The 24,801-nt window shown below is 58.5% G+C and carries 27 protein-coding genes and 1 pseudogene; 16 read left to right on the top strand and 12 right to left on the bottom strand.

The window, feature by feature from the left end; genetic code table 11:
* Positions 1 to 30 precede the first annotated feature (30 nt).
* The 6 genes and pseudogenes from mreC to C7H09_RS20535 all read left to right on the top strand — a co-directional run.
* Positions 31 to 909: a rod shape-determining protein MreC gene (gene mreC / locus C7H09_RS11565; RefSeq protein ID WP_106762758.1), complete on the top strand. Its 879-nt coding sequence runs from the start codon at positions 31 to 33 to the stop codon at positions 907 to 909.
* Complete coding sequence (mreD, locus tag C7H09_RS11560) at positions 909 to 1,394, top strand: rod shape-determining protein MreD (RefSeq protein WP_106762755.1); 486 nt, start codon at positions 909 to 911, stop codon at positions 1,392 to 1,394. Before mreC ends, mreD begins: the two co-directional genes overlap by 1 nt.
* Positions 1,391 to 1,996, top strand: coding sequence for a Maf family protein (locus C7H09_RS11555; protein WP_106762753.1), 606 nt, complete (start codon positions 1,391 to 1,393; stop codon positions 1,994 to 1,996). Before mreD ends, C7H09_RS11555 begins: the two co-directional genes overlap by 4 nt.
* Positions 1,993 to 3,477, top strand: coding sequence for a ribonuclease G (rng, locus tag C7H09_RS11550; protein ID WP_106762749.1), 1,485 nt, complete (start codon positions 1,993 to 1,995; stop codon positions 3,475 to 3,477). Before C7H09_RS11555 ends, rng begins: the two co-directional genes overlap by 4 nt.
* Before the next feature lie 33 nt (positions 3,478 to 3,510).
* On the top strand, positions 3,511 to 7,236 hold the full coding sequence (locus tag C7H09_RS20540) for a YhdP family phospholipid transporter (protein WP_106762747.1): 3,726 nt from the start codon (positions 3,511 to 3,513) through the stop codon (positions 7,234 to 7,236).
* A 3-nt stretch (positions 7,237 to 7,239) separates the two neighbouring features.
* Positions 7,240 to 7,359, top strand: a pseudogene (locus C7H09_RS20535) (carbon-nitrogen hydrolase family protein); the annotation flags it as partial.
* Positions 7,360 to 7,400: 41 nt separating this feature from the next.
* Here C7H09_RS20535 and yjgA read toward each other — a convergent pair.
* The 12 genes from yjgA to C7H09_RS11480 all read right to left on the bottom strand — a co-directional run bounded on the left by yjgA (position 7,401) and on the right by C7H09_RS11480 (position 16,643).
* Positions 7,401 to 7,928: a ribosome biogenesis factor YjgA gene (gene yjgA, locus C7H09_RS11535; RefSeq protein WP_106762745.1), complete on the bottom strand. Its 528-nt coding sequence runs from the start codon at positions 7,926 to 7,928 to the stop codon at positions 7,401 to 7,403.
* 9 nt (positions 7,929 to 7,937) lie between these two features.
* The gene (gene mgtE / locus C7H09_RS11530) at positions 7,938 to 9,299 is read right to left on the bottom strand and encodes a magnesium transporter (protein ID WP_106762743.1); all 1,362 of its coding nucleotides are present in this window, start codon (positions 9,297 to 9,299) and stop codon (positions 7,938 to 7,940) included.
* A gap of 89 nt (positions 9,300 to 9,388) precedes the next feature.
* Complete coding sequence (locus C7H09_RS11525) at positions 9,389 to 9,658, bottom strand: HPr family phosphocarrier protein (protein WP_106762740.1); 270 nt, start codon at positions 9,656 to 9,658, stop codon at positions 9,389 to 9,391.
* 5 nt (positions 9,659 to 9,663) lie between these two features.
* Complete coding sequence (gene rapZ, locus C7H09_RS11520) at positions 9,664 to 10,548, bottom strand: RNase adapter RapZ (RefSeq protein ID WP_106762738.1); 885 nt, start codon at positions 10,546 to 10,548, stop codon at positions 9,664 to 9,666.
* Between the two features lie 25 nt (positions 10,549 to 10,573).
* Positions 10,574 to 11,044 carry a PTS IIA-like nitrogen regulatory protein PtsN gene (gene ptsN, locus C7H09_RS11515; RefSeq protein ID WP_106762735.1) on the bottom strand — a complete coding sequence of 157 codons (471 nt, stop codon included), beginning with the start codon at positions 11,042 to 11,044 and terminating at the stop codon, positions 10,574 to 10,576.
* Positions 11,045 to 11,135: 91 nt separating this feature from the next.
* Entirely contained in the window at positions 11,136 to 11,444 is a 309-nt protein-coding gene (hpf, locus tag C7H09_RS11510) for a ribosome hibernation promoting factor (protein WP_106762732.1), read from the bottom strand.
* A 70-nt stretch (positions 11,445 to 11,514) separates the two neighbouring features.
* A complete protein-coding gene (locus tag C7H09_RS11505) occupies positions 11,515 to 13,047 on the bottom strand; it encodes an RNA polymerase factor sigma-54 (protein WP_240616570.1) in 1,533 nt (510 codons plus the stop codon).
* Between the two features lie 185 nt (positions 13,048 to 13,232).
* Positions 13,233 to 13,958: an LPS export ABC transporter ATP-binding protein gene (gene lptB, locus C7H09_RS11500; protein ID WP_106762729.1), complete on the bottom strand. Its 726-nt coding sequence runs from the start codon at positions 13,956 to 13,958 to the stop codon at positions 13,233 to 13,235.
* Positions 13,936 to 14,502, bottom strand: a complete 567-nt coding sequence (gene lptA / locus C7H09_RS11495) for a lipopolysaccharide transport periplasmic protein LptA (RefSeq protein ID WP_106762726.1) — start codon at positions 14,500 to 14,502, stop codon at positions 13,936 to 13,938. Before lptA ends, lptB begins: the two co-directional genes overlap by 23 nt.
* Complete coding sequence (gene lptC / locus C7H09_RS11490) at positions 14,486 to 15,085, bottom strand: LPS export ABC transporter periplasmic protein LptC (RefSeq protein WP_106762723.1); 600 nt, start codon at positions 15,083 to 15,085, stop codon at positions 14,486 to 14,488. The genes lptA and lptC overlap by 17 nt, the downstream gene beginning before the upstream one ends.
* Positions 15,082 to 15,654, bottom strand: coding sequence for a KdsC family phosphatase (locus C7H09_RS11485; RefSeq protein ID WP_106762721.1), 573 nt, complete (start codon positions 15,652 to 15,654; stop codon positions 15,082 to 15,084). Before C7H09_RS11485 ends, lptC begins: the two co-directional genes overlap by 4 nt.
* Positions 15,654 to 16,643 (bottom strand): KpsF/GutQ family sugar-phosphate isomerase, encoded by a 990-nt coding sequence (locus C7H09_RS11480; protein WP_106762718.1) that lies wholly within the window; start codon positions 16,641 to 16,643, stop codon positions 15,654 to 15,656. The genes C7H09_RS11485 and C7H09_RS11480 overlap by 1 nt, the downstream gene beginning before the upstream one ends.
* Positions 16,644 to 16,859: 216 nt before the next feature.
* Here C7H09_RS11480 and C7H09_RS11475 point away from each other — a divergent pair, with 216 nt between their 5' ends.
* The 10 genes from C7H09_RS11475 to hisC all read left to right on the top strand — a co-directional run bounded on the left by C7H09_RS11475 (position 16,860) and on the right by hisC (position 24,800).
* Positions 16,860 to 17,672 (top strand): ATP-binding cassette domain-containing protein, encoded by an 813-nt coding sequence (locus C7H09_RS11475; RefSeq protein ID WP_106762716.1) that lies wholly within the window; start codon positions 16,860 to 16,862, stop codon positions 17,670 to 17,672.
* Positions 17,669 to 18,451 (top strand): lipid asymmetry maintenance ABC transporter permease subunit MlaE, encoded by a 783-nt coding sequence (mlaE, locus tag C7H09_RS11470; protein WP_106762713.1) that lies wholly within the window; start codon positions 17,669 to 17,671, stop codon positions 18,449 to 18,451. Before C7H09_RS11475 ends, mlaE begins: the two co-directional genes overlap by 4 nt.
* A gap of 19 nt (positions 18,452 to 18,470) precedes the next feature.
* A complete protein-coding gene (gene mlaD, locus C7H09_RS11465) occupies positions 18,471 to 18,920 on the top strand; it encodes an outer membrane lipid asymmetry maintenance protein MlaD (RefSeq protein ID WP_106762711.1) in 450 nt (149 codons plus the stop codon).
* A gap of 25 nt (positions 18,921 to 18,945) precedes the next feature.
* A complete protein-coding gene (locus tag C7H09_RS11460) occupies positions 18,946 to 19,599 on the top strand; it encodes an MlaC/ttg2D family ABC transporter substrate-binding protein (RefSeq protein ID WP_106762708.1) in 654 nt (217 codons plus the stop codon).
* Positions 19,596 to 19,913 (top strand): STAS domain-containing protein, encoded by a 318-nt coding sequence (locus C7H09_RS11455; protein WP_106762705.1) that lies wholly within the window; start codon positions 19,596 to 19,598, stop codon positions 19,911 to 19,913. Before C7H09_RS11460 ends, C7H09_RS11455 begins: the two co-directional genes overlap by 4 nt.
* A 61-nt stretch (positions 19,914 to 19,974) precedes the next feature.
* A complete protein-coding gene (locus C7H09_RS11450; protein ID WP_106762703.1) occupies positions 19,975 to 20,217 on the top strand; it encodes a BolA family protein in 243 nt (80 codons plus the stop codon).
* 31 nt (positions 20,218 to 20,248) lie between these two features.
* Positions 20,249 to 21,511, top strand: a complete 1,263-nt coding sequence (murA, locus tag C7H09_RS11445) for a UDP-N-acetylglucosamine 1-carboxyvinyltransferase (RefSeq protein ID WP_106762701.1) — start codon at positions 20,249 to 20,251, stop codon at positions 21,509 to 21,511.
* Positions 21,512 to 21,538: 27 nt separating this feature from the next.
* On the top strand, positions 21,539 to 22,177 hold the full coding sequence (gene hisG, locus C7H09_RS11440; RefSeq protein WP_106762698.1) for an ATP phosphoribosyltransferase: 639 nt from the start codon (positions 21,539 to 21,541) through the stop codon (positions 22,175 to 22,177).
* Between the two features lie 255 nt (positions 22,178 to 22,432).
* Positions 22,433 to 23,737, top strand: a complete 1,305-nt coding sequence (hisD, locus tag C7H09_RS11435; RefSeq protein WP_106762696.1) for a histidinol dehydrogenase — start codon at positions 22,433 to 22,435, stop codon at positions 23,735 to 23,737.
* On the top strand, positions 23,730 to 24,800 hold the full coding sequence (hisC, locus tag C7H09_RS11430; protein ID WP_106762694.1) for a histidinol-phosphate transaminase: 1,071 nt from the start codon (positions 23,730 to 23,732) through the stop codon (positions 24,798 to 24,800). The genes hisD and hisC overlap by 8 nt, the downstream gene beginning before the upstream one ends.
* Position 24,801: the final 1 nt, after the last annotated feature.

Genomic DNA, 24,801 nt, shown 5'->3' with positions numbered 1-24,801 from the left:
TGCCCGTGGGGGGACTGAGCCATTAAGACCATCTTCGCCCAGGGGCCGGTACCCGGTTTCCGGCTCCTGCTCGTCTTGTTGATATCGGCAGCGTTAATCGTTGCCGATGCTCGTTTTGATAAGCTGGCACCTCTGCGCAGCACCCTGGCGACCGGCTTGGCACCGGTGTACTGGCTTGGTAATGCCCCCTATTCATTTTCTGACTGGTTTTCCGGGCTCTTCGTCAGCCGTGATGATTTGCAGCGGGAAAACGAAGAGCTGAAAACCCGAATGCTGATTTTGGAGCGCCGGGCCCTGAAGTACGCCGCGCTGGCCTCTGAAAACAACGAGCTTCGGCGCCTGCTCAACTCCTCTGAAGCTCTTGATGACCGGGTGATTGTTGGCGAAATCGTTGCGGTCTCCCCGGACCCCTATTCCCACGAAATTGTTATTAACAAAGGCGAAAGCGACGGCGTCAAGCCCGGCCAGGCCATTCTGGATGCCGAAGGTCTGATGGGGCAGGTGGTGCAGTCCAGCCAGTTTACCGCCCGGGTATTGCTGGTGTCGGACAGCAGCCATGCGGTGCCCGTAGAAGTGGTAAGAAACGGGCTGCGGGCTATTCTGCTGGGCACCGGAGATCCACGCGAACTCGATGTTCTGCATGTACCCAGTACGGCCGATATCCGCGAGGGTGACATGCTGGTCAGCTCCGGGCTGGGCGGGCGTTTCCCCCGTGGGTATCCGGTTGCCGAAGTGGAAAGTATCACCAAAGAAGCGGGCGAGCCCTTCGTCACCATCCGGGCGCTTCCGAAAGCACGGTTAAGTGAGAGCCGGCTGGTTCTGGTGGTTTTCCAGCCTGAACAGCACCCGGTTCCGGCAGAGAATTCCGATACTGCGGGTGACCGCCCAGGCAGTGAGGACGCTGGCTGATGCTCTCGGTAATAAGTTATCCGTTATTTTTTGTCACTGTGGTGCTCTCTCTGGTTATGAGCATCTCGCTGTTTCCCGCCGAGTGGTTCGCCTATCGGCCTGAATGGCTTGGCCTGATTGTATTCTATTGGACCTTCCGGGCGCCGGGGCAGTTCGGGGTGATGGTGGCCTGGTGCCTCGGTTTGCTGCTGGATGTTCTGGAGTCCACCCCGTTGGGCGTGAATGCCATGGGCATGGCGCTGATAGCCTTCCTGGTAATGACCGTGCATCAGAGGTTGCGTATGTATCCGCTGCCACAACAATGCGTGATGGTGTTTCTGCTGTTGGGCATCGACCAGATGCTGGTGCATTTCGTCAAGCAACTGCTGGGGGCGGAAGACATTGGTTTCAGTTACCTGTGGCCGGCGGCAACCAGCGCTCTTGCCTGGCCGGTGGTCAGTGCCGTGCTGGACCGGTTGAATCGCAAGCTGGGGTGGGTGCTGTGAGCCGCCTTATTCTCGCCTCTGCATCGCCGCGCCGTGCCGAACTTTTGGCACAGATAGGCGTGCCCTTCGAGGTGGTACCGGCCGATATCGACGAAACTCCGAAACCCGGTGAAGCACCGGAAGCCTATGTTGAGCGTCTGGCCCGGGAGAAGGCGCTGGCGGTTGCCGGGGCTGAAAGCCGCCTGCCGGTGCTGGGCTCCGATACTTCGGTGGTCATCGGTGGCGATATCCTGGGGAAGCCGGATTCACCGGCCAGCGCCCGAAGCATGTTGCAGCGCCTGTCGGGGTCTACCCACCAGGTGATCACCGCGGTGGCGGTGGCCGTCGCAGGCCGCTGTCATTGCCGGGTGGTGACCACGAACGTGACCTTCCGGCCGCTGAGCCAGGCAGAAATACACGCCTACGTGGCCAGCGGCGAGCCCTTTGACAAGGCCGGAGGCTACGGTATTCAGGGTCTTGGTGGTATCTTTGTCTGTGAATTGAAGGGTAGTTACAGTGCGGTGGTCGGGTTGCCACTGTGTGAAACCGCAGAATTACTGGCAGAGGCAGGCTATACCGTCTGTGACAACTGGCCGGGCAGTGGTAAGGAGAGCCAGCCATGAGTGAAGAAATCCTGATCAACGTGACACCGGTGGAAACACGGGTGGCTCTGGTTGAAAACGGTATGTTGCAGGAAGCCTACATCGAGCGCACCAGTCGCAAAGGCATCGTCGGCAATATCTACAAGGGTAAAGTGGTTCGGGTCCTGCCCGGTATGGAAGCGGCCTTCGTGGATATCGGGCTGGAGCGGGCTGCCTTCATTCATGCGTCTGACGTTATTGTGAGCCAGTCGGGTAATGAGGAGCAGCCCAGCGAGTCGCCCAAAACGGTGCCGGATATCCGTACCCTGCTGCGCGAAGGCCAGTCGCTGGTGGTTCAGGTAACCAAAGACCCCATCGGCACCAAAGGTGCCCGGCTAACTACCCAGTTATCCATACCGTCCCGTTATCTGGTTTTTATGCCCGGCGTCGGGCATATCGGTGTCTCCCAGCGAATCGAAGACGATACCGAGCGGGCAAGGTTGAAAGGCCTGGTTGAGGCCGGAGCCGCAGAGCACGACGATGTCCGGGGCGGCTATATTATTCGAACCGCCGCCGAGGCCGCGTCATCTGAAGAACTGATTGCCGATATGCAGTACCTGCACCGGCTCAGCCAGTCGATCCACGAGCGCATCTCCACGGCAGCCACGCCGTCTGTGGTCTATCAGGATCTGCCCCTGTTTATCCGCACTATCCGCGATCTGATCCGACCGCAAACAGAAAAAGTCCGGATAGACAGCCGTGAAAGCTATCAGCGCGTCATGGGGTTTGTCCGTGAGTTTGTTACCGAATTCGCCGACAAGGTTGAGTACTATCCGGGGGAGCGGCCAATCTTCGACCTTTACTCCGTGGAGGATGAAATCCAGAAAGCCCTGAGCAGAAAGGTTCAGCTTAAATCCGGCGGTTACGTGATTATCGACCAGACCGAAGCCATGACCACCATCGACATCAATACCGGTGCCTTCGTTGGTCATCGCAATCTGGAAGAAACCATTTTCAAAACCAATCTCGAAGCCGCCAGAGCCATAAGCCGACAGCTCCGGTTACGTAATCTGGGTGGTATTATCATCATCGACTTTATCGACATGGAAGATACCGAGCATCAGCGGCAGGTTCACCGCATGCTCGAGAAGATGCTGGAGCGGGATCACGCCAAAACCAAGATTACCGGGGTGTCGGAGTTGGGGCTGGTGGAAATGACCCGCAAACGCACCACCGAAAGCCTGGGCCAGGTGCTGTGTGAGCCGTGCCCGATTTGTGATGGCCGGGGCTTCCTGAAAACCGCTGAAACCGTGTGCTACGAGATCTTCCGCGAGATCCTCCGGGTGAATCGGGCTTACGAGGCCGAAAACTATCTGGTTATGGCATCCCAGAAGGTCGTGGATCGTCTGCTGGACGAAGAGTCCGACAACGTGGCCGATCTGGAAACCTTTATCAGCAAAACCATACGCTTCCAGGTGGAGCCCTTCTACAGTCAGGAACAATACGATGTTGTTCTGCTCTGATAGCTGATAACGGGCGTTGCAGGGAGCCGAAGTATGCCGAGCCGCGAGCAGGGTAGCCCGGGGTCAGATGAAGTCAGGTGTGGAATCCTGGCGCGATGCCTGGGTGTTTTCTCCAGCCTGATCTGGTGGTCGTTGCTGGTCGTTCTGGTGCTGTTTGCCCTGTACGCCGGAATCGGTCGCCAGTTAACCGCAAACATAGACCGCTTTACCGATGACCTCGAAGTAGCGCTGTCAGAGGCTTCCGGGCTGGACATTACCGTCGGCAGCCTGTCTTCCCGATGGTTCTGGCTGGATCCTGCCGTAACCGCCAAAGACATCCGCATCCGTTCCCGCGATTCCGACCGCCTGTCGGCGGAGTTGGAGCACCTGGGTGTCCGGCTGGACTTTATCGCAAGTCTGTTTCGCATGCGCCTGGTGTTCAGGAACTTTGATGCCGACGGCCTGGAGCTCACATTGATCCGCCCGCCCGGAGATGAACACATCAATCCGGTTGAGGAAATGGCAGATCTGGCAGGCCCTGCAACCCCCAAATGGCAGGAATGGCTCCGGCTGGCAGGGCACTGGCTTTCCAACCCCGAGGCGCGGGTCACCCGCGTGAGCATGGCGCTCGGGCCCAGTCGGGAGGATCTGAGATTTCTGGATATTCCGCAGCTGGATCTGTCGTACCGGAGTGGTTTGTTCCAGGCGGCAGGGCGAGCGATGCAAAGCGGCACCGCCACCCAGCTTGCCAGCTTTGCTCTGGTTGGTCAGCGCTTTTTCCGGGGTGAGTTTACCGGCCAGCTCTATCTGGATGTGGATTCGGGCCGCCTGTTCGACGGCCTGATTGATGACCTGAGCTGGAAAGGTATCCGGGTAGAGGGCTTTGATATTGGCGGCAACCTCTGGCTGACCTTCGACCGTGGCACCTTGCATCAGGTTCAGGGGGAAGTGCGCACACCCTATCTGCAGCTGGGGGTGAACCAGCAATCCCTCGCACCTCTGGAGAATATTCAGGCCCGGTTCGGCTGGCGTGACGGCGAAGCCCTGACGTTACAGGGCCTGCAGTGGCAGTGGCTTGACAGCGACATCAGCCCGTTTAGCATTCGCCTTCAGCCCCACCCCAGGGGTGCCGCACTGGTGGCCGACTCCTTGCCGCTCAAACCGCTGCGGCGCCTGGTCCGGGCACTGAGGATTCTGCCCCAGGAGGCAGATAAGGCGCTGGCGGATTATCTGCCTTCCGGGTATCTGGATGACCTTCTGCTGATACTGCCGGAGCAGCCTGCTGATTTTTCTCTGACGTCCCGATTCCGGGAGCTTGGGGTGCGTGCGGCGTCTGGTGCGCCCGGGGCAACGGGGCTTAACGGGTGGTTACAGCTGGATGCGCACAGTGGCGCGGTCACCCTGGACACCCGTACGCCTTCAACTCTGGGCTTTCCCGAGCTGTTCAACACCCGCTGGAACCTGAATCGCCTGGCCGGAACGGTTACCTGGCTGATAGATGGTGAGGTTATCCGGGTGGTGTCCAACGATCTCGACATTGATTACGCCGACAACACCCGGATTACCGGAGCCTTTGATCTGCGCCTGCAGACAGCGGGCGAGGACAACCTTGGTCTGCGGGTCTCCGTGGAAGGCGGCAGCGCCGACATGGTGGCGGATTTTGTGCCTGCGCATGTGGTGGATGAGAGCCTGTATCAATGGCTCAGTACCAGCATTCGGGAGGCAGAGGTGGCCGGGGCGTATTACGGCCACGGCCGCATTGATTCACAGGCTCCACCCGGCTCCTTTGTTTCCTCTATGTGGTTTGATTTCGAACAGGGCAGGGTTCAGTACGACCCGAACTGGCCATTGGTGGAACAGGCCAGTGGCCGGGTGGAAGTGCAGAATACCGATACCAGAGTCACCCTGAGCGGCGGTCGCACTGCCGGGCTGACCATAACCGGCGCTTCGGTAACCACCATACCGGATGAACGGGGCCAGGGCAGGATAACCGGCCTGAAGGTGGATGCCAGTGCGCGGGTGCCGGGAACGGCCATTCCCTGGTGGTTGGAAAACACGCCTTTAAGCGGATTGCTGGGCTACGACGGCCTTGATGCGGTGTACGGAGGAGATTTTCGCCTGGGGCTCGGATTGGAGCTGCCATTGGATAGCGGTGGGCAGAAAACCCGTGTCATCGCCAATGTTAAAACCGAAAACGGAGAGTTCGAGTTGCCCGGGGCAGGGCTTGCCTGGACGCAGATAAGCACAGACCTGACCTTTGATACTCGGGAAGGGTTCAGTGGAGATGGCCTGGCGGCGGAGTTTTTTGGCCAGCCGGTGCGGGTGGATTTTCAGATGATGGGAGAGACCGGCCTGGCCATTCGCCAGCAGGGTCGCCTGGCTGTCCCGGAATTTCCGGCATCGGTCGGCTTGTCCGAGGCCCTGTTTACCGGCTTGTCCGGAATGCTGGATTACAGCGCCGGAATCGTGCTGGGGGCAGGCGAGGCTGACCCGGTGATCACGGTAACCAGCGATCTGGCCGGGCTGGCGGTTGATTGGCCTGGTGCCCTGGCAAAAGAGCCGGAAGCCTCTGCTCCTCTGGAAGTAAGTATCGATCCCTTTGCCGAAGGCGGTATACGGGTCTTAGCAGACTGGCAGGAGCGATTGAAAGCCGTATACCAGTGGCGGGAGACCGGTTTTGACCTGACCTTTGATGAAGTTCGTCTGGGCACCCAAACCCTGACCGGAATCGAGATTGAAGCGTTGAACCTGGATACTGCCTGGGTGGTGCATACCCGCTCTGAGCGGGCTGCTGGCAGAGTTTCTTTACCAAAGTCCGGCGGCACCATCATTGCTGACTTTGAACACCTGAGCCTGATCCGCGAAGACCAGGTGTCCGCCTCTGGCGATACGCCTCATCTGTTGACTCTGGAGGAGCAGTTGCAGGCATTCCGCGAACTGGATATCGGCAACTGGCCCGATGTGGATGCGTCTATTGATGATCTTCGGCTGGGCAACGAATCCGCGGGTAGCTGGCGGTTCCGGCTGCGGCCAGCGCCAGAGAAACTGAACGTGCGCGGTTTGGAAGGGCGTCTTGGCTCTCTGGTACTGGCAGGTGACATGGCCTGGAGCATTGTCGGCGACCGGGAAACCACCCGCTTTACCGGCACCCTTGAGGGCGGAGCCCTGAAAGATCTTGAGGCGCTGACCGGCTCTGTGATCCCCATGACCAACGCACAAACCGCCGTTGAACTGGACCTGAGCTGGCCGGGCAGCCCCGACGAAATTGCCCCGGGCAAACTCAGTGGAACGGTGAGTGCCCGGCTGGATGATGGAGTGATCATGCAGGAGAGCAATTCCGCCCAGCTCTTCCGTATTTTCAACCTGTTGAATACCGATACGCTCTGGCGGCGCCTGCGGCTGGATTTTTCCGATCTGTATGAACGGGGTGTTGCGTTTGACGCCATTTCCGGCAAAGCCAATGTCACCGATGGCTTGGTGACAATGGATCCGGAACTCCAGCTGGTGGGGCCGTCGGGAGCATTCAAGCTCAGCGGCAGCACCAACATGGTGAACGAAACTCTGGATATGCGTCTGGTACTGGTGCTCCCCATCACCCAGAACCTGCCATTGGCGGCCATTCTGATGGGAGCCGGAGCGCCTATCGGTGGGGCCCTGTTTGTGCTCGACAAGATTCTTGGCGACCCGTTAAGCAGGCTCACCAGCGCCACCTACACTGTATCAGGTACCTGGGCCGAGCCGAATGTGGAGCTTCGGGGGGTATTTGATACCGGCCCCTAGGGTTTGCGTTTTCCCGAACTGTTCCGGGCGTTGCGGGAGCAAGGTGCGGAATGGGTGTGTCTGCCCAGCGCGTTTACCTGGCAAACAGGCGACGCCCACTGGCACCCGCTTATCCGGGCCAGGTGCGCCAGAGCATGCCGGTGTGGCAGCACCGGCGGCTCTGATTACTGTTCGGCGTCGTCGATCCATTCCCGCAGGGCCCGGAACAGTTTCCGGGCCTGGCCGGTGTTTTTGCCTTTTTCCACTTCCTTGCGAGCGTTGCGGACCAGATTACGCAGGTGCTGTACGTCTGCAGAGGCGCAGTAATCAACAAACTCACCCACCACCTTGTCGCCTTCAGAGATCATCCGGTCGCGCCAGCGTTCTGCCAGATGGTGGCGACGGGTGTGTTCTTCGCTGCCGGCATAGAAGGCATCAATGGCCCGTCCCAGCGCTTCCGGGTCGTCTTCCTGGCGAATGATCTTGCCAATGTATTGCAAGTGCCTGCGTCGGGCCTCCCGCTGGTTGATCCGGCGGGATTCCAGTATCGCGGCTTCCAGCGAGTCGCTGATGTTCAGAGACGCCAGCTGCTCGTCGTTAAGCTCCAGCATCCGTTTGCCCAGATCCTGCAGCGCGTGCATCTCCCGCTTGAGCTGGGATTTGCTGGGGCCAAAGTCTTCATCAAATTCGTTGTGCTCTTCATGCGGGCTCATAGGGCCTCCTTATGCGTAAAAGTAGGTGGCCAACCCGAGAAATGACAGAAAACCGACCACGTCGGTTGTGGTCAGCAGGATGACACCCCCGGCCAGCGCCGGGTCTATATTCAGTTTTTTCAGTACCAGCGGCAGCAGGGTGCCCACCACCGATGCCAGGGTAAGGTTGATCACCAGAGCCAGCGCAATCACCAGGCCTATCGTCAGATCCCCGAACCAGGCAACCGCCGCTCCGGACACCACCAGCGCAAACAGTACACCGTTCATCGCGGTGGCCAGGAATTCCCGGTTCAGCAGCCATTTAATGTTATCGCCACTGACCTGGCCGACGGCAATACCCCGAATCATCAGGGTGAGGGTCTGGCTGCCAGCAATCCCGCCCATGCTGGCGACAATGGGCATCAGCACTGCCAGGGCGACGACCTGCTGGATGGTCTCCTCGAACATGCCGATTACCGAGGCGGAGGTAAACGCGGTTACTACATTGATGCCCAGCCAGACTGCCCGGCGACGGGTGGTCTTCCAGACCGGGGCAAAGGTGTCTTCGTCTTCGTCCAGGCCAGCCATGCTCATCAGGGAGTGGTCGGCGTCATCGCGGATAACGTCGACCACGTCATCGATGGTAATCCGGCCCAGCAGTTTGCCCTGTTCGTCCACCACCGGTGCAGAGATCAGGTCGTAGCGTTCGAACAGCGTGGCCACTTTGGTATCAGGCAAGCCCACGGGAATAGGCTCTATTTCGGTATCCATCACCTCCCGCACCGTAGCAGTCGGATTGGACACCAGCAGTCGGGTAATGGGTAGGGTACCGATAAATTCGTCCCGCCGGTTAACCACAATCAGGGAATCGGTCATGGTGGGCAGGTTCCGGTGGCGCCGCAAATAACGCAGAACCACGTCAATACTGATGTCCGGCCGCACCGTAATGGTGTCGGTGTTCATCAGGCCGCCGGCGGTATCTTCCGGGTAAGACAGTACTTCTTCTACCCGCTGCCGATCCTGGTCGTCCATGGTGTTCAGGACTTCCTGGATCACGGTATCCGGCAGCTGCTGCAGCAAGTCGGCCAGATCGTCCGACTCGAAGTCCTCAAGAATATGGGCCAGCTCCTGGGCATTCAGCTGGCTCAGGAAGTAGGCCCGGATATCATCGCCCAGATACTGGAGGACATCCCCCTCGTATTTCTTGTCGACCAGGTTCCACAGCAGGGTACGTTGCCGGGGTGGCGAGGACTCCAGCAGGTGGGCAATATCACTGGGGCTCAGGCCGCCGTTGAGGATGCGGGAAACCTGCTTGAGCGCGCCACTGTCCAGCGCCTCGCTGAGTGAGCGAAGTCGCTGGCGGGCCTGGCTTTTTTCCAGAATATCGGTCATTGAACCACCTGCAATCAGAAAACTCTCGTATTATAGCGGAGTTAGCAGGTACAGGAGAGGGGAGATTGTAGGTGAATGGCGAAGATTTGCTATTCGCCTTCACCAAAGTAATCGTTGATCAGGCCTGTAAGGGCTTCGATGGCGGCGGCTTCGTCCGGGCCTTCTGCCAGCAGTTCCACTTCCGTGCCCTGGCTGGCGGCCAGCATCATTACCTGCATGATGTTCTTGGCATCGACCTCCCGCCCTTTGCCACGAATCCGTACTTTGCTGTCAAAGTCCGCAGCCGTAGCTACCAGCTTGGCGGTCGCCCGGGCATGCAGGCCGAGTTTGTTGATGATGGTGACGGGTTGAGAAATCATCCAGATTACACCTCGCCACGGGCCTGAAGGTGGGGCAGCTCTGTGTGGCGCACCTGCACATTCCGGTAATGGCTGCGGAAATGCTCACCCAGTCGTTCACATACATACACCGAGCGGTGCTGGCCGCCGGTGCAGCCGATCGAAATGGTCATGTAGCTCCGGTTGCTGTCGGCGAACGAGGGCAACCAGGTGCCGAGAAAACCGATCAGGTCGTCAACCATCTGGCGGCTCGAGGGCTCCTTTTCCAGAAAATCAATGACTGGCTGATCCAGCCCGGTATGCTTGCGCAGACTGGTGTCCCAGTAAGGATTGGGCAGGCAGCGAACATCAAACACGTAATCCGAATCAACCGGAACACCATGCTTGAACCCGAAGGACTGCACCAGCAGGGCCAGTTCCTGATCCTTCCGGCCTGCCACTCGCTGTTTGACCATGTCACGGAGTTCATAGATCGATAGGCCGGTGGTGTTCACATACAGGTCGGCCAGACGGGAAAGCGGTTCCAGCAGGTGTTTTTCGCTACTGATGGCCTCCCGCAGGGAGGTCTTGTCATCACTGAGCGGGTGTTTGCGCCGGGTGGCATGAAAGCGCTGCAACAACGACTGTTCATCGGCATCCAGAAAAATGATTTCAATGTCTGCGCCGGTCTGCTTCAGCTGCTGGTAAATATCCTCGAAGTTTGCCAGCTCGCCGGACAAGTTGCGGGCATCGATACTGACGGCCATCTTTTTCAGGCGGTGGGTTGCAATCTGGCTGGTGGCCTCCTGGCTCAGCGGGAACAGCAGGCCAATGGGGAGGTTATCAATACAGTAGAACCCGAGGTCCTCAAGCACGTGCAGGGCGGTACTCTTGCCGGAGCCGGACCGTCCACTGACGATGATGAGTTTCATAGTGCTGGATCTCCTACACTCTGCCTCAATGGTGTGTGTCGGCCATTTTCCGGAACAGTCCGGAAGGGTCTTCGCACTGGCGAAGGCGCTCGCAGAAAGCGCTGTCGTTGAATCGCTCGGCCAGCTGGCTCAGCAGTTCAAGGTGTTCGCTGGTGGCTTCTTTTGGCACGATCAGGGCAAACACCAGATCCACCGGCTGATTGTCGATGGCGTCGAAATCCACCGGCTGCTCCAGTGTCATCATTACGCCAATGACCCGGTCCAGGCCTTCCAGCCTGCAGTGTGGAATGGCAATGCCTTCCCCGATACCGGTGCTACCAAGCCGTTCACGGGCGACCAGGTTGTTGAAGATATCGGTATCATTCAGGGTTTCATCCTGATAGTGAATCCGTTCCGCGATGAACTCCAGTACGCGCTTCTTGCTGGAGGCAGGCACCCGGCAGAGTGTCAGCTCCGGAGCAAGAATCTTGTCGATGGTCAGGGATGATTCGCTCATGGATTGGTTATCGGTCCGTAAAAAAAAGGCTGCGGACGGATGACTCCGCCGCAGCTCGTTTCCAGAAACACCGGGATCGGTTTCCGCTAGCCTAGCGGCTGGCGCTGCCGTGCATCCGGTCGACGTTCTTTTCCTTGTACTTGAGGATCTGGCGGTCCAGCTTGTCCACCAGGCCGTCGATGGCGGCGTACATATCCTCGTTTTCAGCCTTAGCATGAATTTCACCGCCACTCACGTGCAGAGTGGCTTCTGCCATCTGGCGCAATTTTTCGACCTGCAGGATCACCTGGCAATTGGTGATGTGGTCAAAATGACGCTCCAGCTTTTCAAACTTGGTATTAACGTAATCCTTCAGTGCGGGAGTCAGTTCTACGTGATGGCCTGAAATATTGAGTTGCATAGGCGTCTCCTGTTGTCATCCGGCTGGCTAGGCTGCCAGCGTGTATGTCGGCGCTTCATGCACCGAAAAGTTAAACCAGTCGTTTGCGTTCGTTCGAGGGAGGAATGTTCATGGCCTCCCGGTATTTGGCAACGGTACGCCGTGCCACATTGATTCCCTGTTCTCCTAGCATGGCCGCAATCTTGCTGTCGCTCAATGGCTTTTTCGGAGTTTCTTCCGCAATCAGCTTTTTGATCATGGCGCGGATGGCTGTGGAATAACATTCACCGCCCTCAGCGGTGCTGACGTGGCTGGAGAAAAAGTATTTCAGCTCAAAAATACCCCGTGGGGTGTGCATGTACTTTTGCGTGGTCACCCGGGAGATGGTGGATTCGTGCATCTCGACGGCCTGAGCGATGTCCGACAGGATCAGCGGCTTCATGGCTTCTTCGCCGTGATCGAGAAAGCCCTGCTGGTGCTCCACAATACGGGTTGACACTTTCAGCAGGGTTTCGTTCCGGCTTTGCAGGCTCTTGATAAACCATTTGGCTTCCTGCAGCTGGTCGCGCATGTACGTGTTGTCTGCGCTGCTGTCGGCCCGGCGAATCAGCGAGGCATAGCTGGCATTCACCCGGATGCGGGGGGCGATTTCCGGGTTCAGCTCTACCCGCCAGCGGCCCTCGTGTTTGCGCACAATCACGTCTGGAATCACGTAGTCTGGTTCGGCCCGGTCGATCAGATCGCCCGGCTGAGGGTTCAGGCTGGTAATCAGTGCCAGAACCTGCTTCAGCTGGTCTTCTTTCAGGCGGCTACGGCGCAGCAACTGGGCGTAGTCCCGGTTGCCCAGCAGGTGCAAAAACTGGCTGACCACCAGCCTTGCCTGGCGCAGCCAGGGCGTGTCATCCGGCAGCTGGTTCAGCTGAATCAGCAGGCATTCCTGAAGATCCCGGGCAAACACACCGGGCGGGTCGAAATGCTGCAACCTGCGCAGCACGGCCTCGACTTCATCCTGCTCCAGCGGATCTTCATCCGAATCGTCCCTCAGCCCGGAAAGAATATCTTCCACGGAGGATGTCAGATAGCCCCGTTCATCAACGGCGTCCAGCAGAGCATGGGCGATGGCCTGATCCCGGTCACTCATCGGGGTCAGGTTAAGTTGCCATTCCAGGTGATCCTGCAGGGTTTCTGCCGGGGAATTGCGGGTCTCGAAGTCGGAATCGTTTTCGTCGTCGCCTTTGCTGGCCGGGGCCGGGGCAGACTGGTAGATGTCATCCCAGGCGGTGTCTACCGGGAGGTCATCGGGGATATTGTCGGGGATATCGTTTTCGGTAGACCAGTCGGGGCCGTTTTCAGCTTCGTCCCAGTCGGTTGTCTCCGGGGGGCTGTCTTCCTGGCTGTTGTCGGTATCCGGAGTCTCGTTTCCGGGCGACTCATTGCGCTCTTCGTCGTCCTGCTGGTCGTCGTTTTCTGCCGTCTCCAGCATAGGGTTGGATTCGAGTGCCTGCTGGATTTCCTGCTGCAGATCCAGAGTAGAGAGCTGCAGCAACCGGATGGCCTGCTGCAGCTGCGGCGTCATGGTAAGGCTCTGGCCCAGCTTAAGCTGTAATGAAGCTTTCATAACCATGGCTCAAAATCCATAACTCACGGGTGTCCTGATGGCTGCCCGGCCTGGTGAAAGGCCGAAAAAAGTGTTTAGTGCTGGTTACTTGCCGTTGCCTGAAACCAGTATAAGCAATTTTTCTGCCGAGTTTACTTGCTACAGATCAGCAAAACAATCAGACCTCGGTGAAACACCGTTACCGGGCTCTGCTACAGGCGGAATTCGTTGCCCAGATAAACTTCCTTAACCTGCTGATTTGCCAGAATCGCATCGGAATTACCCGAGGCAATGATATGGCCGCCGGAGACGATGTAGGCGTTCTCGCAGATATCCAGCGTTTCCCGCACATTGTGATCGGTGATCAGCACGCCGATGCCCTTGTCCCGCAGGTGCCGGATGATGTGTTTGATGTCACTCACCGAAATCGGATCCACGCCGGCAAAGGGCTCGTCCAGCAGGATGAAGGCCGGCTCCATGGCCAGTGCCCGGGCAATCTCAACACGTCGCCTCTCGCCTCCGGATAGTGCCATGCCCACACTGTCACGGATATGGGTGATATGGAACTCTTCCAGCAGTTCTTCCAGTTTGGCTTCCCGGTCGGCCCGTTTCATGCCTTTTCGGGTTTCCAGAATCGCCATGATGTTGTCACGCACGGTCAGTTTGCGAAACACCGAGGCTTCCTGTGGCAGGTAGCCAATGCCCTTGCGGGCCCGCCCGTGCATCGGCAGGGCGGTAATGTCCTGGCTGTCGATGGTGATGCGGCCCCGGTCAGCGGTTACCAGCCCGACGATCATGTAAAAACAGGTGGTTTTACCGGCGCCATTGGGGCCGAGCAGGCCGACGATCTCTCCGGAGCGGATTTCCAGCGACACATCGAGAACGACTTTCTTTTGCTTGTAACTCTTTGCCAGGTTACTGGCTCTCAGTACTGCCATCCGAAGCATTCCCGTTGCTGGGTTGAGTGGGGGTACGCGGCTGGATCACCATTTCCACACGGCCGGAGCCGTTGTCTGTGGCGTTACCACCTTCAGCGGTAACCACCCGCTGCTCTGTGTCATAGCGGATGATGTCGCCCCGGAATACGTTGCCGTCCTGCTCGATCACAGCCTGGCGTTCAAAGATAACCTGATTATCCTCACCGGACCAGGTAATGGTGAGTGCGCGGGCATCTGTTGAGCCGGGGCCGGTCTGGTTGGGCTGAACAAAGTGTGCGGGCATGCCAGAGGCCTCAATCCGGCTGATCCCTCGGGCGTTCCGCTGCAGAACCACCCGCTCGGCTTCCAGCCGGGTGTCGCCCTGAACCAGTTCCACCGCACCGCTGTAAACGGCTGTTCCGGCGGTATCATCCAGCCGGGCAGAGTCTGCGCTCACCCTGATGGGGGTATCGGAATTCAGGTCGAAGGCGGCTGCGGGGCCTGCCAGCAAGCTGGCAGCCAGCAGCGCTGCGCGCAAGAAAAGGGGATTATCTGGCCGTTTCATAGTGTCCTTCTACCCGCGAATGGAGCTCCAGTATGCGTTCATCAATCCAGGCCTTCATACCGGTAGACCGGGTAACGCCATGGGGTTCGGTGATCACCACCGGTTGGTCGGTGGCAATGGTGCCCGCCTGGTTATCCAGGGTCAGAGCTTCGGTTTCCAGCCGGGCCTGCTGATCGCCAAGCTGGTGAATCAGCTGAACGTTGCCGGTCAGTTCGAGCCGTTCGGTGGCTTGCTGCAGGCTACCTTCGTCGGCTTCGATGAGCCACGGATCCGCGTTTTTCTGGCCGCTAAGCCGGGCTCTGGGTTGTACAATCCGGGCCACGCCGGAGTGGTCAAACTGCTCGATTCTCGGGCTGTTCAGTTGAATGGCCAGTTTGCCCTGCTCATTCCAGGAACGATACTGGCCGTTGATTACAAAACCATCGGGTTCTGCGGAGCCCCGCAGATCGCTGCCATCGTCCCGCAGGCTTACCGGCGCATCGCTTTGCCACATCAGGAATACGGTGGCTGCCAGCGTGCCCGCCAAAGCCAGCATCCGCAACCGGGGCTTGCCATTGTGGCCGGTCAGCAGATCGCGGATCATGCAGGGTTGTCCAGGTAGGGCGCCAGTGCCTGGCCCAGGCCGCCCCGGGCGGTCAGGATCAAATCGCAGGCTTCGCGCACCGCGCCCCGGCCACCGCGGGCCTGAGTGCAATAGTCGGCGTGTTGCTGCACCAGCCAGTAGCCATTGGGCACACTGATGCCCAGGCCCGCGTATTGCAGGGCAGGCAGGTCGGGCAGGTCGTCGCCCATGTAGGCGATCTGTTCGGGGGGCAGGTTCATGGTCTCGGTCAGTTCGAGCAGCGCGGTTTTCTTGTCTTCGCGGCCCTGCATCAGGTGCGGGATGCCAAGATCCGACATACGCTTTTCAGTGAGCGGAGACTGGCGGCCGGTAATGACGGCCACGGTAATCCCCGCCTGCATCAGCTGCTTCAGGCCCAGGCCATCCAGAATATTGAACGCCTTGAGTTCATCGCCCGAAGCACTGAAATACACGCTGCCGTCGCTCATGATACCGTCTACGTCCAGGGCAATCAGCTGCACTTGGCGGGCTTTTTCCAGCAGGGGCTCAGGCCAGAGCGCGATGAGTGGGTGGGTGCGCGAAGCTGGCATCAGAGAACCCCCGCGCGCAGAAGATCGTGCATGTTAATGGCGCCCACAAGACCACCGGCGGCGTCGGTGACCGGCAGTGCGTTGATCTTCATTTCTTCCATGATATTAAGGGCTTCGGCCGCCAGATTATCGGCCTGTATGGTTTTGCCGTTGCGGGTCATCACATCGCAAATCCGCGTGGTGTGTACATCGACGGACTTGTCGAGTGTCCGCCGCAGGTCGCCGTCTGTGAACACGCCGGTCATAATGCCTTTGTCATTGACGACCGTGGTCATGCCCAGGCCCTTCTGGCTGATTTCAAGCAGGGCCCCGCTGAGGGGGGTGTCCTCAGCCACCCGGGGAATCTGGTCGCCGGTATGCATGATGTCGGACACCCGCAGCAACAGGCGCCGCCCCAGATTGCCTCCCGGGTGGGAAAAGGCGAAATCTTCGGTACTGAAGCCCCGGGCTTCAAGCAGGGCAACAGCAAGGGCATCGCCCATCACCAGCGTTACCGTGGTGCTGGAGGTGGGTGCCAGCCCCAGAGGGCAGGCCTCAATGGCAACGCTGACATCCAGGTTGACGGCGGCCTCCCGGGCCAGCACCGAGTCGTTTTTTCCGGTCATGCTGATAAGGGGAATGCCCATGCGTTTGATCAGCGGCAGAATGGTAATGACCTCGCTGGTGCTGCCACTGTTGGATATTGCGATAACGACATCCTGGGGCGTGATCATGCCCAGGTCGCCATGGCTGGCTTCACCGGGGTGGACGAAGAACGCCGGTGTGCCGGTGCTGGCCAGTGTGGCGGCAATTTTGCTGCCAATATGCCCGGATTTACCCATTCCGGTAACAATCACGCGGCCTTTGCAGGCCATGATAATCTCGCAGGCTCTGCTGAAATCGCCGTTTATCCGGCCCTCAAGGGCTTCGATGGCCTCCCGTTCGATACGGATGGCCCGGAGTGCCGAAGTGGCATAATCCTGGCTGGCAGGTGCGTGTGAGTCTGTCATCAGTGCTCGGAGTCCGCTCATTCAGAATGAAGGCCGCAGTATATCATTTCTCAACCGTCTGGCCTGCCCGGCGTACCGTATCTCTGGATAATCACCAACGATGTCACGGTTCGTATACCGTGAACAGGCTTCGTATCAGCAATACAATTTACCTTGCTGTAATTGAGCTTGGGAAGCGCTTCGAATAAGGTACACGCTTCGCGAAAAGGATGGATTATGGAGACATCTGCTTATATATCGCTTCGGAACGTGGTTTTTTCCCGCTCGGGACGGCGGATTTTTGATGGTGTCACTCTGGATGTGCCCAGGGGCAAGATAACCGCCATCATGGGGCCCAGTGGCACCGGTAAAACCACTTTGTTGCGATTGATCGGTGGCCAGCTGCGCCCGGAGTCCGGCGAGATAGTGGTGGCAGGCCAGAACGTGCCCGCTCTGCGTCGCAAAGCACTGTATCGGCTTCGCGAAACCATGGGCATGCTGTTCCAGAGCGGGGCCCTGTTCACCGATCTGAGCGTGTACGAAAACGTGGCATTTCCATTGCGGGTACATACGAAACTACCGGAAGACATGATCCGCGATATCGTGCTGATGAAGCTTGAAGCCGTTGGCCTGCGCGGCGCGCGGGAGCTGATGCCTTCGGAGCTGTCCGGCGGCATGACCCGCCGGGTGGCGCTGGCCCGAAGCATTGCCCTGGACCCAGAGCTGATCATGTACGACGAACCCTTTGCCGGGCAGGATCCCATCGCCATGGGCGTTCTGGTAAAGCTGATCCGTGATCTGAACAGCTCCATGGGCCTGACCAGCGTGCTGGTCTCTCACGATGTGCCTGAATCCCTCAGCATTTGCCACCATGCCTGCATTCTTGCCGATGGCAAAGTGATCGGCCAGGGCACACCGGAAGAGCTTCGGGCCCACCCCTCGGAACAGGTTCAGCAGTTCCTGGGCGGCAAGCCCGACGGCCCGGTGCCGTTTCACTACCCGGCTGGCGCGGTGGCAGGTGATTTTGGCGTGGCCGGAGGCGGCGTATGATTGATCGCATTGCACTGTTCGGCCGCCGGGGCCTGAACCTGGTTGCATCGCTCGGGCGTGCCGGGCAGTTTCTTTTTGGCGTGCTGGCCGGGGTGCCCAGGCCTGCGACCGGGTTTCCGTTACTGGTCAAACAGCTCTATGCTGTGGGCGTACTGTCGCTGGCGATTGTGGTGGTGTCGGGATTGTTTATTGGTATGGTGCTCGGGCTTCAGGGGTATACCATACTCAGTGACTACGGCTCCGAATCGGCTGTCGGCCAGATGATCGCTCTCACCCTGGTGCGGGAGCTGGGGCCGGTGGTCACCGCGCTGCTGTTTGCCGGGCGGGCAGGTTCTGCGCTGACTGCAGAAATCGGCCTGATGAAAGCCACGGAGCAGCTCTCCAGCATGGAGATGATGGGTGTCGACCCTCTGCGCCGGGTGATTGCGCCCCGTTTATGGGCTGGGTTTCTTGCCATGCCGATGCTGGCGATGATTTTCTCGGTGGTTGGCATCTGGGGCGGTATGCTGATCGGTGTCGAATGGCTGGGTGTGTTCGAGGGGTCTTTCTGGGGCAATATGCAGTCGTCGGTAGAGTTTGTGGACGACGTGCTCAATGGCCTCATTAAAAGCGTGGTGTTCGGCTTTGTATGTGCCTGGATTGCGGTCTACCAGGGTTACGACTGCGTACCCACCTCTGCGGGCATCAGTTCTGCCACTACCAAAACCGTTGTTTATTCATCGCTGGCGGTACTTGGCCTGGACTTTGTGCTGACCGCCGTCATGTTTGGTGATTTTTAACAGTTTCAGGGAGCCTTTCATGGCACAGAGAAGTCTAGAAGTGATTGTTGGCCTGTTCATGCTCGCGGGGCTTGGGGCGCTCTTGTTCCTGGCGCTGCAGGTAAGTGGGTTGTCGCCAAAATCGGCGGAACAGACCTACACACTGTATGCCGATTTCAACGATACCGGCGGGCTCGCCCCCCGGGGCAAAGTGTCTATGGCGGGCGTCAAGATCGGTTCTATCGAGTCGATCAGCCTGAACAAGGACACCTTTCAGGCCCGGGTAACCATGTCCATCAACGGCGATATCGACAACATCCCGGCCGACAGTGCCGCTGTTATCCGGACATCCGGTTTGCTGGGCGAACAGTACATAGACATATCCATTGGCGGAGATATGGATTCGCTGGCAGCGGGCGATACCTTTTACGCCACACAGTCTGCCATGAATATTGAAAGGCTGATCAGTAACTTTGCGTCTGGCAAATAGTGCCTCAACGCTTACAGGAGGGTTTATGAATCACCTCACACAAGGTTTTGTTGTTCTGGTTGCCGGGCTGTTTTTCCTGGCAGGTCAGGCGGTTGCCGGGCCGGAAGAAGAACTGGTGCGCTATGTAGACGAGAACACCCAAAAGCTGGTGCAGAAGCTGAACGAAGAAAAGGGTCTTTACGAAAAAGACCCGGAAGCCTTCTACACCAGCATGGACAATACCCTGCAGGAGTTTGTCGACTTCCGCCGGATTGCCGCCCGCGTAATGGGCCGGTATGCGCGCCAGACCACCCCGCAGCAGCGGGATGTGTTTGTCGAAAAGTTCAAGCGCAGCCTGTTCGACAGTTACGCCCAGGCGCTGGTGTCGTCTGAGGATTTCCGGATCAACGTAAAGGGTGCCACCATTCTGGCCAACAACGACGACCGGGCTTCTGTAGACATGGAGCTGGTGAGCGCTTCCGGCAACCGCTATCAGATTATCTACTCCATGTACAAAAACAGCGAGCAGCGCTGGATGATGGAGAACGTCATCGTGGAAGGGGTGAACATCGGCATTTCTTTCCGTGACCGCTTCGCACAGGAAATGGAAGCCAACCGTGGCCAGGTGCAGGCCGTTATTGACAACTGGAGTGATGCTGTCGAGTCTCTGAATCTGGATGAGCAGGTGGACAACTCATGACCGCAGAGGGCCGGATTGAACGGCACGAAGGCGTGTTGCGATTGCTGGGCGAGGTGGATGCCACCTCCGTGCTGGAGCTGCGCAAGCAGGGCGAGCAGTTTATCCAGCAGGCAGGCCAGCAACCCCTGATCATAGACCTTTCAGGCCTTTCAACTGCCCACACGGTCGTGCTTTCACTGCTTCTGTGCTGGCATCGTCTGGCCTTGTCCCTGCAGGGGCAGCTCAGCTTTACCGGCGCCAGCGACCGGCTTGTCTCCCTGGCTGCGTTGAGCAGCCTGCAAAACCAGCTGCCCGGATTTTCGCCTCAAAGCTGACCGGCGCCCGGGAATTGGTTACAATTCCGCCCCTGATTTTTAACTTAATCGAGGAATCCCTATGGACGCCGCCCAGGTTACCGAACTTGTCAAAGAAGCCCTGCCCGATTGCGAGGTTCAGGTACAGGTTGATGGCAACCATTATCTGGTGGTTGCAGTGGGTGACGTTTTCGAAGGTCTGCCGACCATAAAGCGTCAACAGATGATCAACAAGGTACTGTTCCAGCACATTATGGATGGCACCATTCACGCCCTTCACCCGAAAGCCTACACCCCGAGCGAGTGGGCCGAGCGTCAGGCCTGAGCCTGAGCGGAACAGAACAGGACAATTCATTTTGGATAAACTTCTGATCAGGGGCCGCAAGCCTCTCGATGGCGAAATCCGTATTTCCGGTGCCAAAAATGCGGCCCTGCCCATTCTGGCCGCCACGCTGCTGGCCGACGAGCCGGTCACGGTTGGCAACCTGCCACACCTGAACGACATCACCACCATGATCGAGCTGCTCGGTCGTATGGGGGTGGAGCTGATGATTGATGAAAAGATGAGTGTTGAAATCCACGCCAACACCATCAAACATTTTCATGCGCCCTATGAGCTGGTGAAAACCATGCGTGCCTCTATTCTGGTGCTGGGGCCGCTGGTGGCACACTTTGGTGAGGCCGAGGTTTCCTTGCCCGGTGGTTGCGCCATTGGCTCACGCCCTGTAAATCTGCACATCCAGGGGCTGGAGCAGATGGGTGCCGATATCAAGGTCGAAAACGGTTACATCAAGGCCAAAACCAATGGCCGTTTGAAAGGGGCTCATATTTTCCTCGATACGGTGACCGTAACCGGAACCGAAAATCTGCTGATGGCGGCGGCCCTGGCCGAGGGTAAAACCATTCTCGAGAATGCTGCCCGCGAGCCGGAGGTGGTTGATCTTGCCGAGTGCCTGATTGCCATGGGGGCGGATATTACCGGCCACGGTACCTCGACCATCGAGATCAACGGAGTCGAGCGTTTGCACGGCTGCCATTACGATGTCTTGCCGGACCGGATCGAGACCGGCACCTACCTGGTGGCGGCTGCGGCCACTTCCGGCCGGGTGAAACTGAAGGACACCCGTGCCGATATCATGGAAGCGGTGCTGCTGAAGCTGGAAGAGGCCGGAGCCCATATCACCACCGGGCCGGACTGGATTGAGCTGGATATGAAGGGCAAGCGACCGAAGGCGGTGAGCCTGCGGACGGCACCTTACCCGGCGTTCCCAACCGACATGCAGGCCCAGTTTGCGGCTATGAATGCGGTGGCGGAGGGCTCAGGTACCATCATCGAAACCGTGTTCGAAAACCGCTTTATGCATCTTCAGGAATTGATTCGCATGGGCGCGGATATCACGCTTGAAGGTAATGCGGCGATCATTAAAGGGGTTGAGTACCTGACCGGGGCGCCGGTAATGGCCACGGATTTGCGGGCCTCCGCCAGCCTGGTGATTGCCGGGCTGATGGCCGAGGGCGACACCATTGTGGATCGTATTTACCACATTGACCGCGGTTACGAGTGCATTGAAGAGAAACTGCAGTTGCTGGGCGCGAGCATTCGCCGTTTGCCAGCCTGATACCCATTACGGAAGCCGGAAGGATACATGACAGATTCCATCACCATCGCCTTGTCGAAGGGAAGAATCCTTGAAGAAACCCTGCCATTGCTGGCAGAAGCCGGCATCGAGCTGATCGATGACGTGAAGAAGTCCCGCAAGCTGGTATTTCCGACCACCGATCCTTCGGTGCGGATTCTGGTTATCCGTGCGACGGATGTGCCAACCTATGTGCAGTACGGTGGCGCAGATCTCGGGGTGACCGGCAAGGATGTGCTGATGGAGCATGGCGGCGAAGGGTTGTACGAGCCGTTGGACCTGAACATTTCCCGTTGCCGGTTGATGACCGCGGGTAAGGCAGGGGAGCAGCCGCCTGCCGGCCGGATTCGGGTGGCGACCAAGTTTGTGAATCTGGCCCGGCGCTATTATGCGGCCCAGGGGCGGCAGGCGGATATCATCAAGCTTTACGGGGCGATGGAGCTGGCGCCGATTCTGGATCTGGCGGATGAGATTGTCGACATTGTAGATACGGGGAATACGCTGAAGGCCAATGGTCTGGAGCCCCGGGAGTTGATTGATCATATCAGCAGCCGGTTGGTGGTGAATCGGGCGTCTATGAAGATGAAGCATGGGCAGATTAATCCGATCATTGAGAAGATGGCGCTGGCTGTTGAGCGGGGGCGTTAGGCGGAATAGGGCCGCTTTACCTTGAGCGGTTGCCTTGGAGACTGTCAGCCGTTGGGGTGGCCTTTCCAAAAACCGCTACGAGCACATCCATGTGCGCTTCTCTCAGGCCATCCATGGCCTTCGAAATTTTTGGAAAGGCCACCCCAACGGCTTTCGCTAACCTTTTGGGTAGCCTTCCGCAATGAGTTTTATCCCGTTGCTGCTGGCGGGTAATTCAGCAGATACGTGTTTTCCACTAAAAGCAGGGTTAGAACGATGACCGATAGCATCACCCGATTGAGTACTTCCCAGAGCGATTTTGACAGCGCGCTGGCCAGTTTGCTGGCGTGGGATGACAGTGTGGATCATCAGGTGAATGAGTCGGTGCGGCATATCCTGCATGAGGTGAAAACCCGGGGCGATGCGGCGGTTCTGGAGTTCACCGGCAAGTTTGACAGGCTCTCTGTGGCGTCCATGGCGGAGCTGGAGTTAAGTGAAGTGCGTTTGCAGGAAGCGCTGGCGCGGATTCCGGAGGATCAGCGGGTGGCGCTGGAGCAGGCGGCGGCCAGGGTGCGGGATTATCACGAGCGTCAGAATCAGGCGTCCTGGCGTTATGAAGACGAAGACGGCACAGTGCTGGGGCAGAAGGTGACACCGCTGGATCGGGCCGGGTTGTATGTGCCCGGTGGTAAGGCGGCGTATCCGTCGTCGGTGTTGATGAATGCGATTCCGGCCAAGGTGGCCGGGGTGGCCGAGGTGGTTATGGTGGTGCCCACGCCGGATGGTGTGGTGAACGACATGGTGCTGGCGGCTGCGGCGATTGCCGGGGTGGACCGGGTGTTCACCATTGGCGGTGCCCAGGCGGTGGCGGCCTTGGCCTATGGTACGGAAACGGTGCCTGCGGTGGACAAGATAGTCGGCCCCGGGAATATTTACGTTGCCACGGCCAAGCGCGAGGTGTTCGGCGTGGTGGGTATCGATATGATCGCCGGGCCGTCGGAGATTCTGGTGATTTGTGATGGCAACACAAATCCCGACTGGATTGCCATGGATCTGTTTTCCCAGGCGGAGCACGACGAGCAGGCCCAGAGTATTCTGGTAAGCCCGGATGGTGCGTTTCTGGATGCGGTGGAAGCCAGTATTGCCAAGCTGTTGCCCACTATGGAGCGGGAGGAAATTATCCGGGCGTCTCTGGCCGGTCGCGGAGCGTTGATTCAGGTGGCGGATCTGAAAGAAGCCGCGCAGGTGAGCAACCGGATCGCCCCGGAGCACCTGGAACTTTCGGTTGAAGATCCGGAGGCTATGCTGGGGGATATTCGCCATGCCGGTGCCATTTTCATGGGGCGTTACACCGCCGAGGCGCTGGGAGATTACTGCGCGGGCCCCAACCATGTGTTGCCCACCAGTGGTACCGCGCGTTTCAGCTCGCCGCTGGGGGTTTATGATTTCCAGAAGCGCTCGTCGCTGATCGGTTTCAGCGCTTCCGGGGCAGACCGGATGGGCCGTGTGGCGTCGGTGCTGGCTCGGGGAGAAGGGCTGACGGCCCACGCACGTTCTGCGGAGTATCGTATCAATGAGTAAGTTCTGGAGCCCTCTGGTTAGTGAATTGCAGCCTTATGTGCCGGGCGAGCAGCCGAAAATGGCTAATCTGATCAAGCTGAACACCAATGAAAATCCGTTCGGGCCTTCCCCTCAGGTGATCGAGGCCATTGAGCGTGAACTGAATGACAACCTGCGGCTGTACCCGGACCCGGAAGGCCAGGCGTTGAAAGAAGCGATTGCCAGCTTTCACGACGAGATTGGCATCAAGCCGTCTCAGGTGTTTGTGGGCAATGGGTCAGATGAAGTGCTGGCGCACATTTTCCAGGGCCTTCTGAAGCACGAACGGCCCATTTTGTTCCCGGATATCAGCTATAGCTTTTACCCGGTTTATTGCGGCCTGTTCCAGATCGAGAGCAAGGTGATTCCGCTGACCGATAGCTTCGAGATCAATCCGGAGGATTACCGGCAGCCCAATGGCGGCATCATTTTCCCGAACCCGAATGCGCCGACCGGGCGTTATCTGGGGCTGGAGCACGTAGAGGCGATTCTTCAGGCCAATCCGGACACTGTGGTGGTGGTCGACGAAGCGTATGTCGATTTTGGCGGCACCAGCGCCATTACCCTGGTGCACCGCTATCCCAACCTGTTGGTGTGTCAGACCCTGTCCAAGGCGCGTTCCCTGGCGGGCTTGCGGGTGGGTTTTGCCGTGGGTAATGAAGAGCTGATCGAGGCGCTGAACCGGGTCAAAGACAGCTTCAACTCCTACCCGTTGGATCGCCTGGCGCTGGCCGGGGCAGTGGCTGCGTTTGAAGACAAACAGTGGTTTGAGGACTCCTGCAACGGTGTCATCCGTGAGCGCGAGCGGGTTAGCAAAGGCCTGGAGAACCTGGGTTTTGAAGTGCTGCCTTCGAAAGCAAACTTTGTGTTTGCCCGCCACCCCCGGCGCACCGGAGAAGACCTGGCGGCCCACCTTCGGCAGCAGGGGATTATTGTCCGGCATTTCAAAAAACCGAGAATCAGCGAGTTTTTGCGAATAACCATCGGTACACCAGACCAGAACGGAGCCCTGCTGAAAGGGCTCGGGAAGATACTGGAGGCGTGAT

It is taken from the genome of Marinobacter fuscus (genome assembly GCF_003007675.1).
In the GTDB taxonomy this organism is placed as follows: domain Bacteria; phylum Pseudomonadota; class Gammaproteobacteria; order Pseudomonadales; family Oleiphilaceae; genus Marinobacter; species Marinobacter fuscus.
Note: the sequence above shows the minus strand (reverse complement) of the source record. Positions and strands in the feature narration are given on the sequence as shown.

Excerpts from the sequence above, each read along its gene's own strand:
- C7H09_RS11450 (WP_106762703.1), top strand. The coding sequence starts at position 19,975 with ATGGACGCCGCCCAGGTTACCGAACTTGTCAAAGAAGCCCTGCCCGAT.
- hisC (WP_106762694.1), top strand. The coding sequence starts at position 23,730 with ATGAGTAAGTTCTGGAGCCCTCTGGTTAGTGAATTGCAGCCTTATGTG.
- C7H09_RS11485 (WP_106762721.1), bottom strand. The coding sequence starts at position 15,654 with ATGCCAGCTTCGCGCACCCACCCACTCATCGCGCTCTGGCCTGAGCCC.
- lptC (WP_106762723.1), bottom strand. The coding sequence starts at position 15,085 with ATGATCCGCGATCTGCTGACCGGCCACAATGGCAAGCCCCGGTTGCGG.
- C7H09_RS11505 (WP_240616570.1), bottom strand. The coding sequence starts at position 13,047 with ATGGTTATGAAAGCTTCATTACAGCTTAAGCTGGGCCAGAGCCTTACC.
- C7H09_RS11480 (WP_106762718.1), bottom strand. The coding sequence starts at position 16,643 with ATGACAGACTCACACGCACCTGCCAGCCAGGATTATGCCACTTCGGCA.
- hisG (WP_106762698.1), top strand. The coding sequence starts at position 21,539 with ATGACAGATTCCATCACCATCGCCTTGTCGAAGGGAAGAATCCTTGAA.
- rng (WP_106762749.1), top strand. The coding sequence starts at position 1,993 with ATGAGTGAAGAAATCCTGATCAACGTGACACCGGTGGAAACACGGGTG.
- C7H09_RS11525 (WP_106762740.1), bottom strand. The coding sequence starts at position 9,658 with ATGATTTCTCAACCCGTCACCATCATCAACAAACTCGGCCTGCATGCC.
- rapZ (WP_106762738.1), bottom strand. The coding sequence starts at position 10,548 with ATGAAACTCATCATCGTCAGTGGACGGTCCGGCTCCGGCAAGAGTACC.
- hisD (WP_106762696.1), top strand. The coding sequence starts at position 22,433 with ATGACCGATAGCATCACCCGATTGAGTACTTCCCAGAGCGATTTTGAC.
- lptA (WP_106762726.1), bottom strand. The coding sequence starts at position 14,502 with ATGAAACGGCCAGATAATCCCCTTTTCTTGCGCGCAGCGCTGCTGGCT.
- mlaE (WP_106762713.1), top strand. The coding sequence starts at position 17,669 with ATGATTGATCGCATTGCACTGTTCGGCCGCCGGGGCCTGAACCTGGTT.
- mreD (WP_106762755.1), top strand. The coding sequence starts at position 909 with ATGCTCTCGGTAATAAGTTATCCGTTATTTTTTGTCACTGTGGTGCTC.
- mlaD (WP_106762711.1), top strand. The coding sequence starts at position 18,471 with ATGGCACAGAGAAGTCTAGAAGTGATTGTTGGCCTGTTCATGCTCGCG.
- yjgA (WP_106762745.1), bottom strand. The coding sequence starts at position 7,928 with ATGAGCCCGCATGAAGAGCACAACGAATTTGATGAAGACTTTGGCCCC.
- C7H09_RS11455 (WP_106762705.1), top strand. The coding sequence starts at position 19,596 with ATGACCGCAGAGGGCCGGATTGAACGGCACGAAGGCGTGTTGCGATTG.
- lptB (WP_106762729.1), bottom strand. The coding sequence starts at position 13,958 with ATGGCAGTACTGAGAGCCAGTAACCTGGCAAAGAGTTACAAGCAAAAG.
- hpf (WP_106762732.1), bottom strand. The coding sequence starts at position 11,444 with ATGCAACTCAATATTTCAGGCCATCACGTAGAACTGACTCCCGCACTG.
- C7H09_RS20540 (WP_106762747.1), top strand. The coding sequence starts at position 3,511 with ATGCCGAGCCGCGAGCAGGGTAGCCCGGGGTCAGATGAAGTCAGGTGT.
- mgtE (WP_106762743.1), bottom strand. The coding sequence starts at position 9,299 with ATGACCGATATTCTGGAAAAAAGCCAGGCCCGCCAGCGACTTCGCTCA.
- C7H09_RS11475 (WP_106762716.1), top strand. The coding sequence starts at position 16,860 with ATGGAGACATCTGCTTATATATCGCTTCGGAACGTGGTTTTTTCCCGC.
- C7H09_RS11460 (WP_106762708.1), top strand. The coding sequence starts at position 18,946 with ATGAATCACCTCACACAAGGTTTTGTTGTTCTGGTTGCCGGGCTGTTT.
- ptsN (WP_106762735.1), bottom strand. The coding sequence starts at position 11,044 with ATGAGCGAATCATCCCTGACCATCGACAAGATTCTTGCTCCGGAGCTG.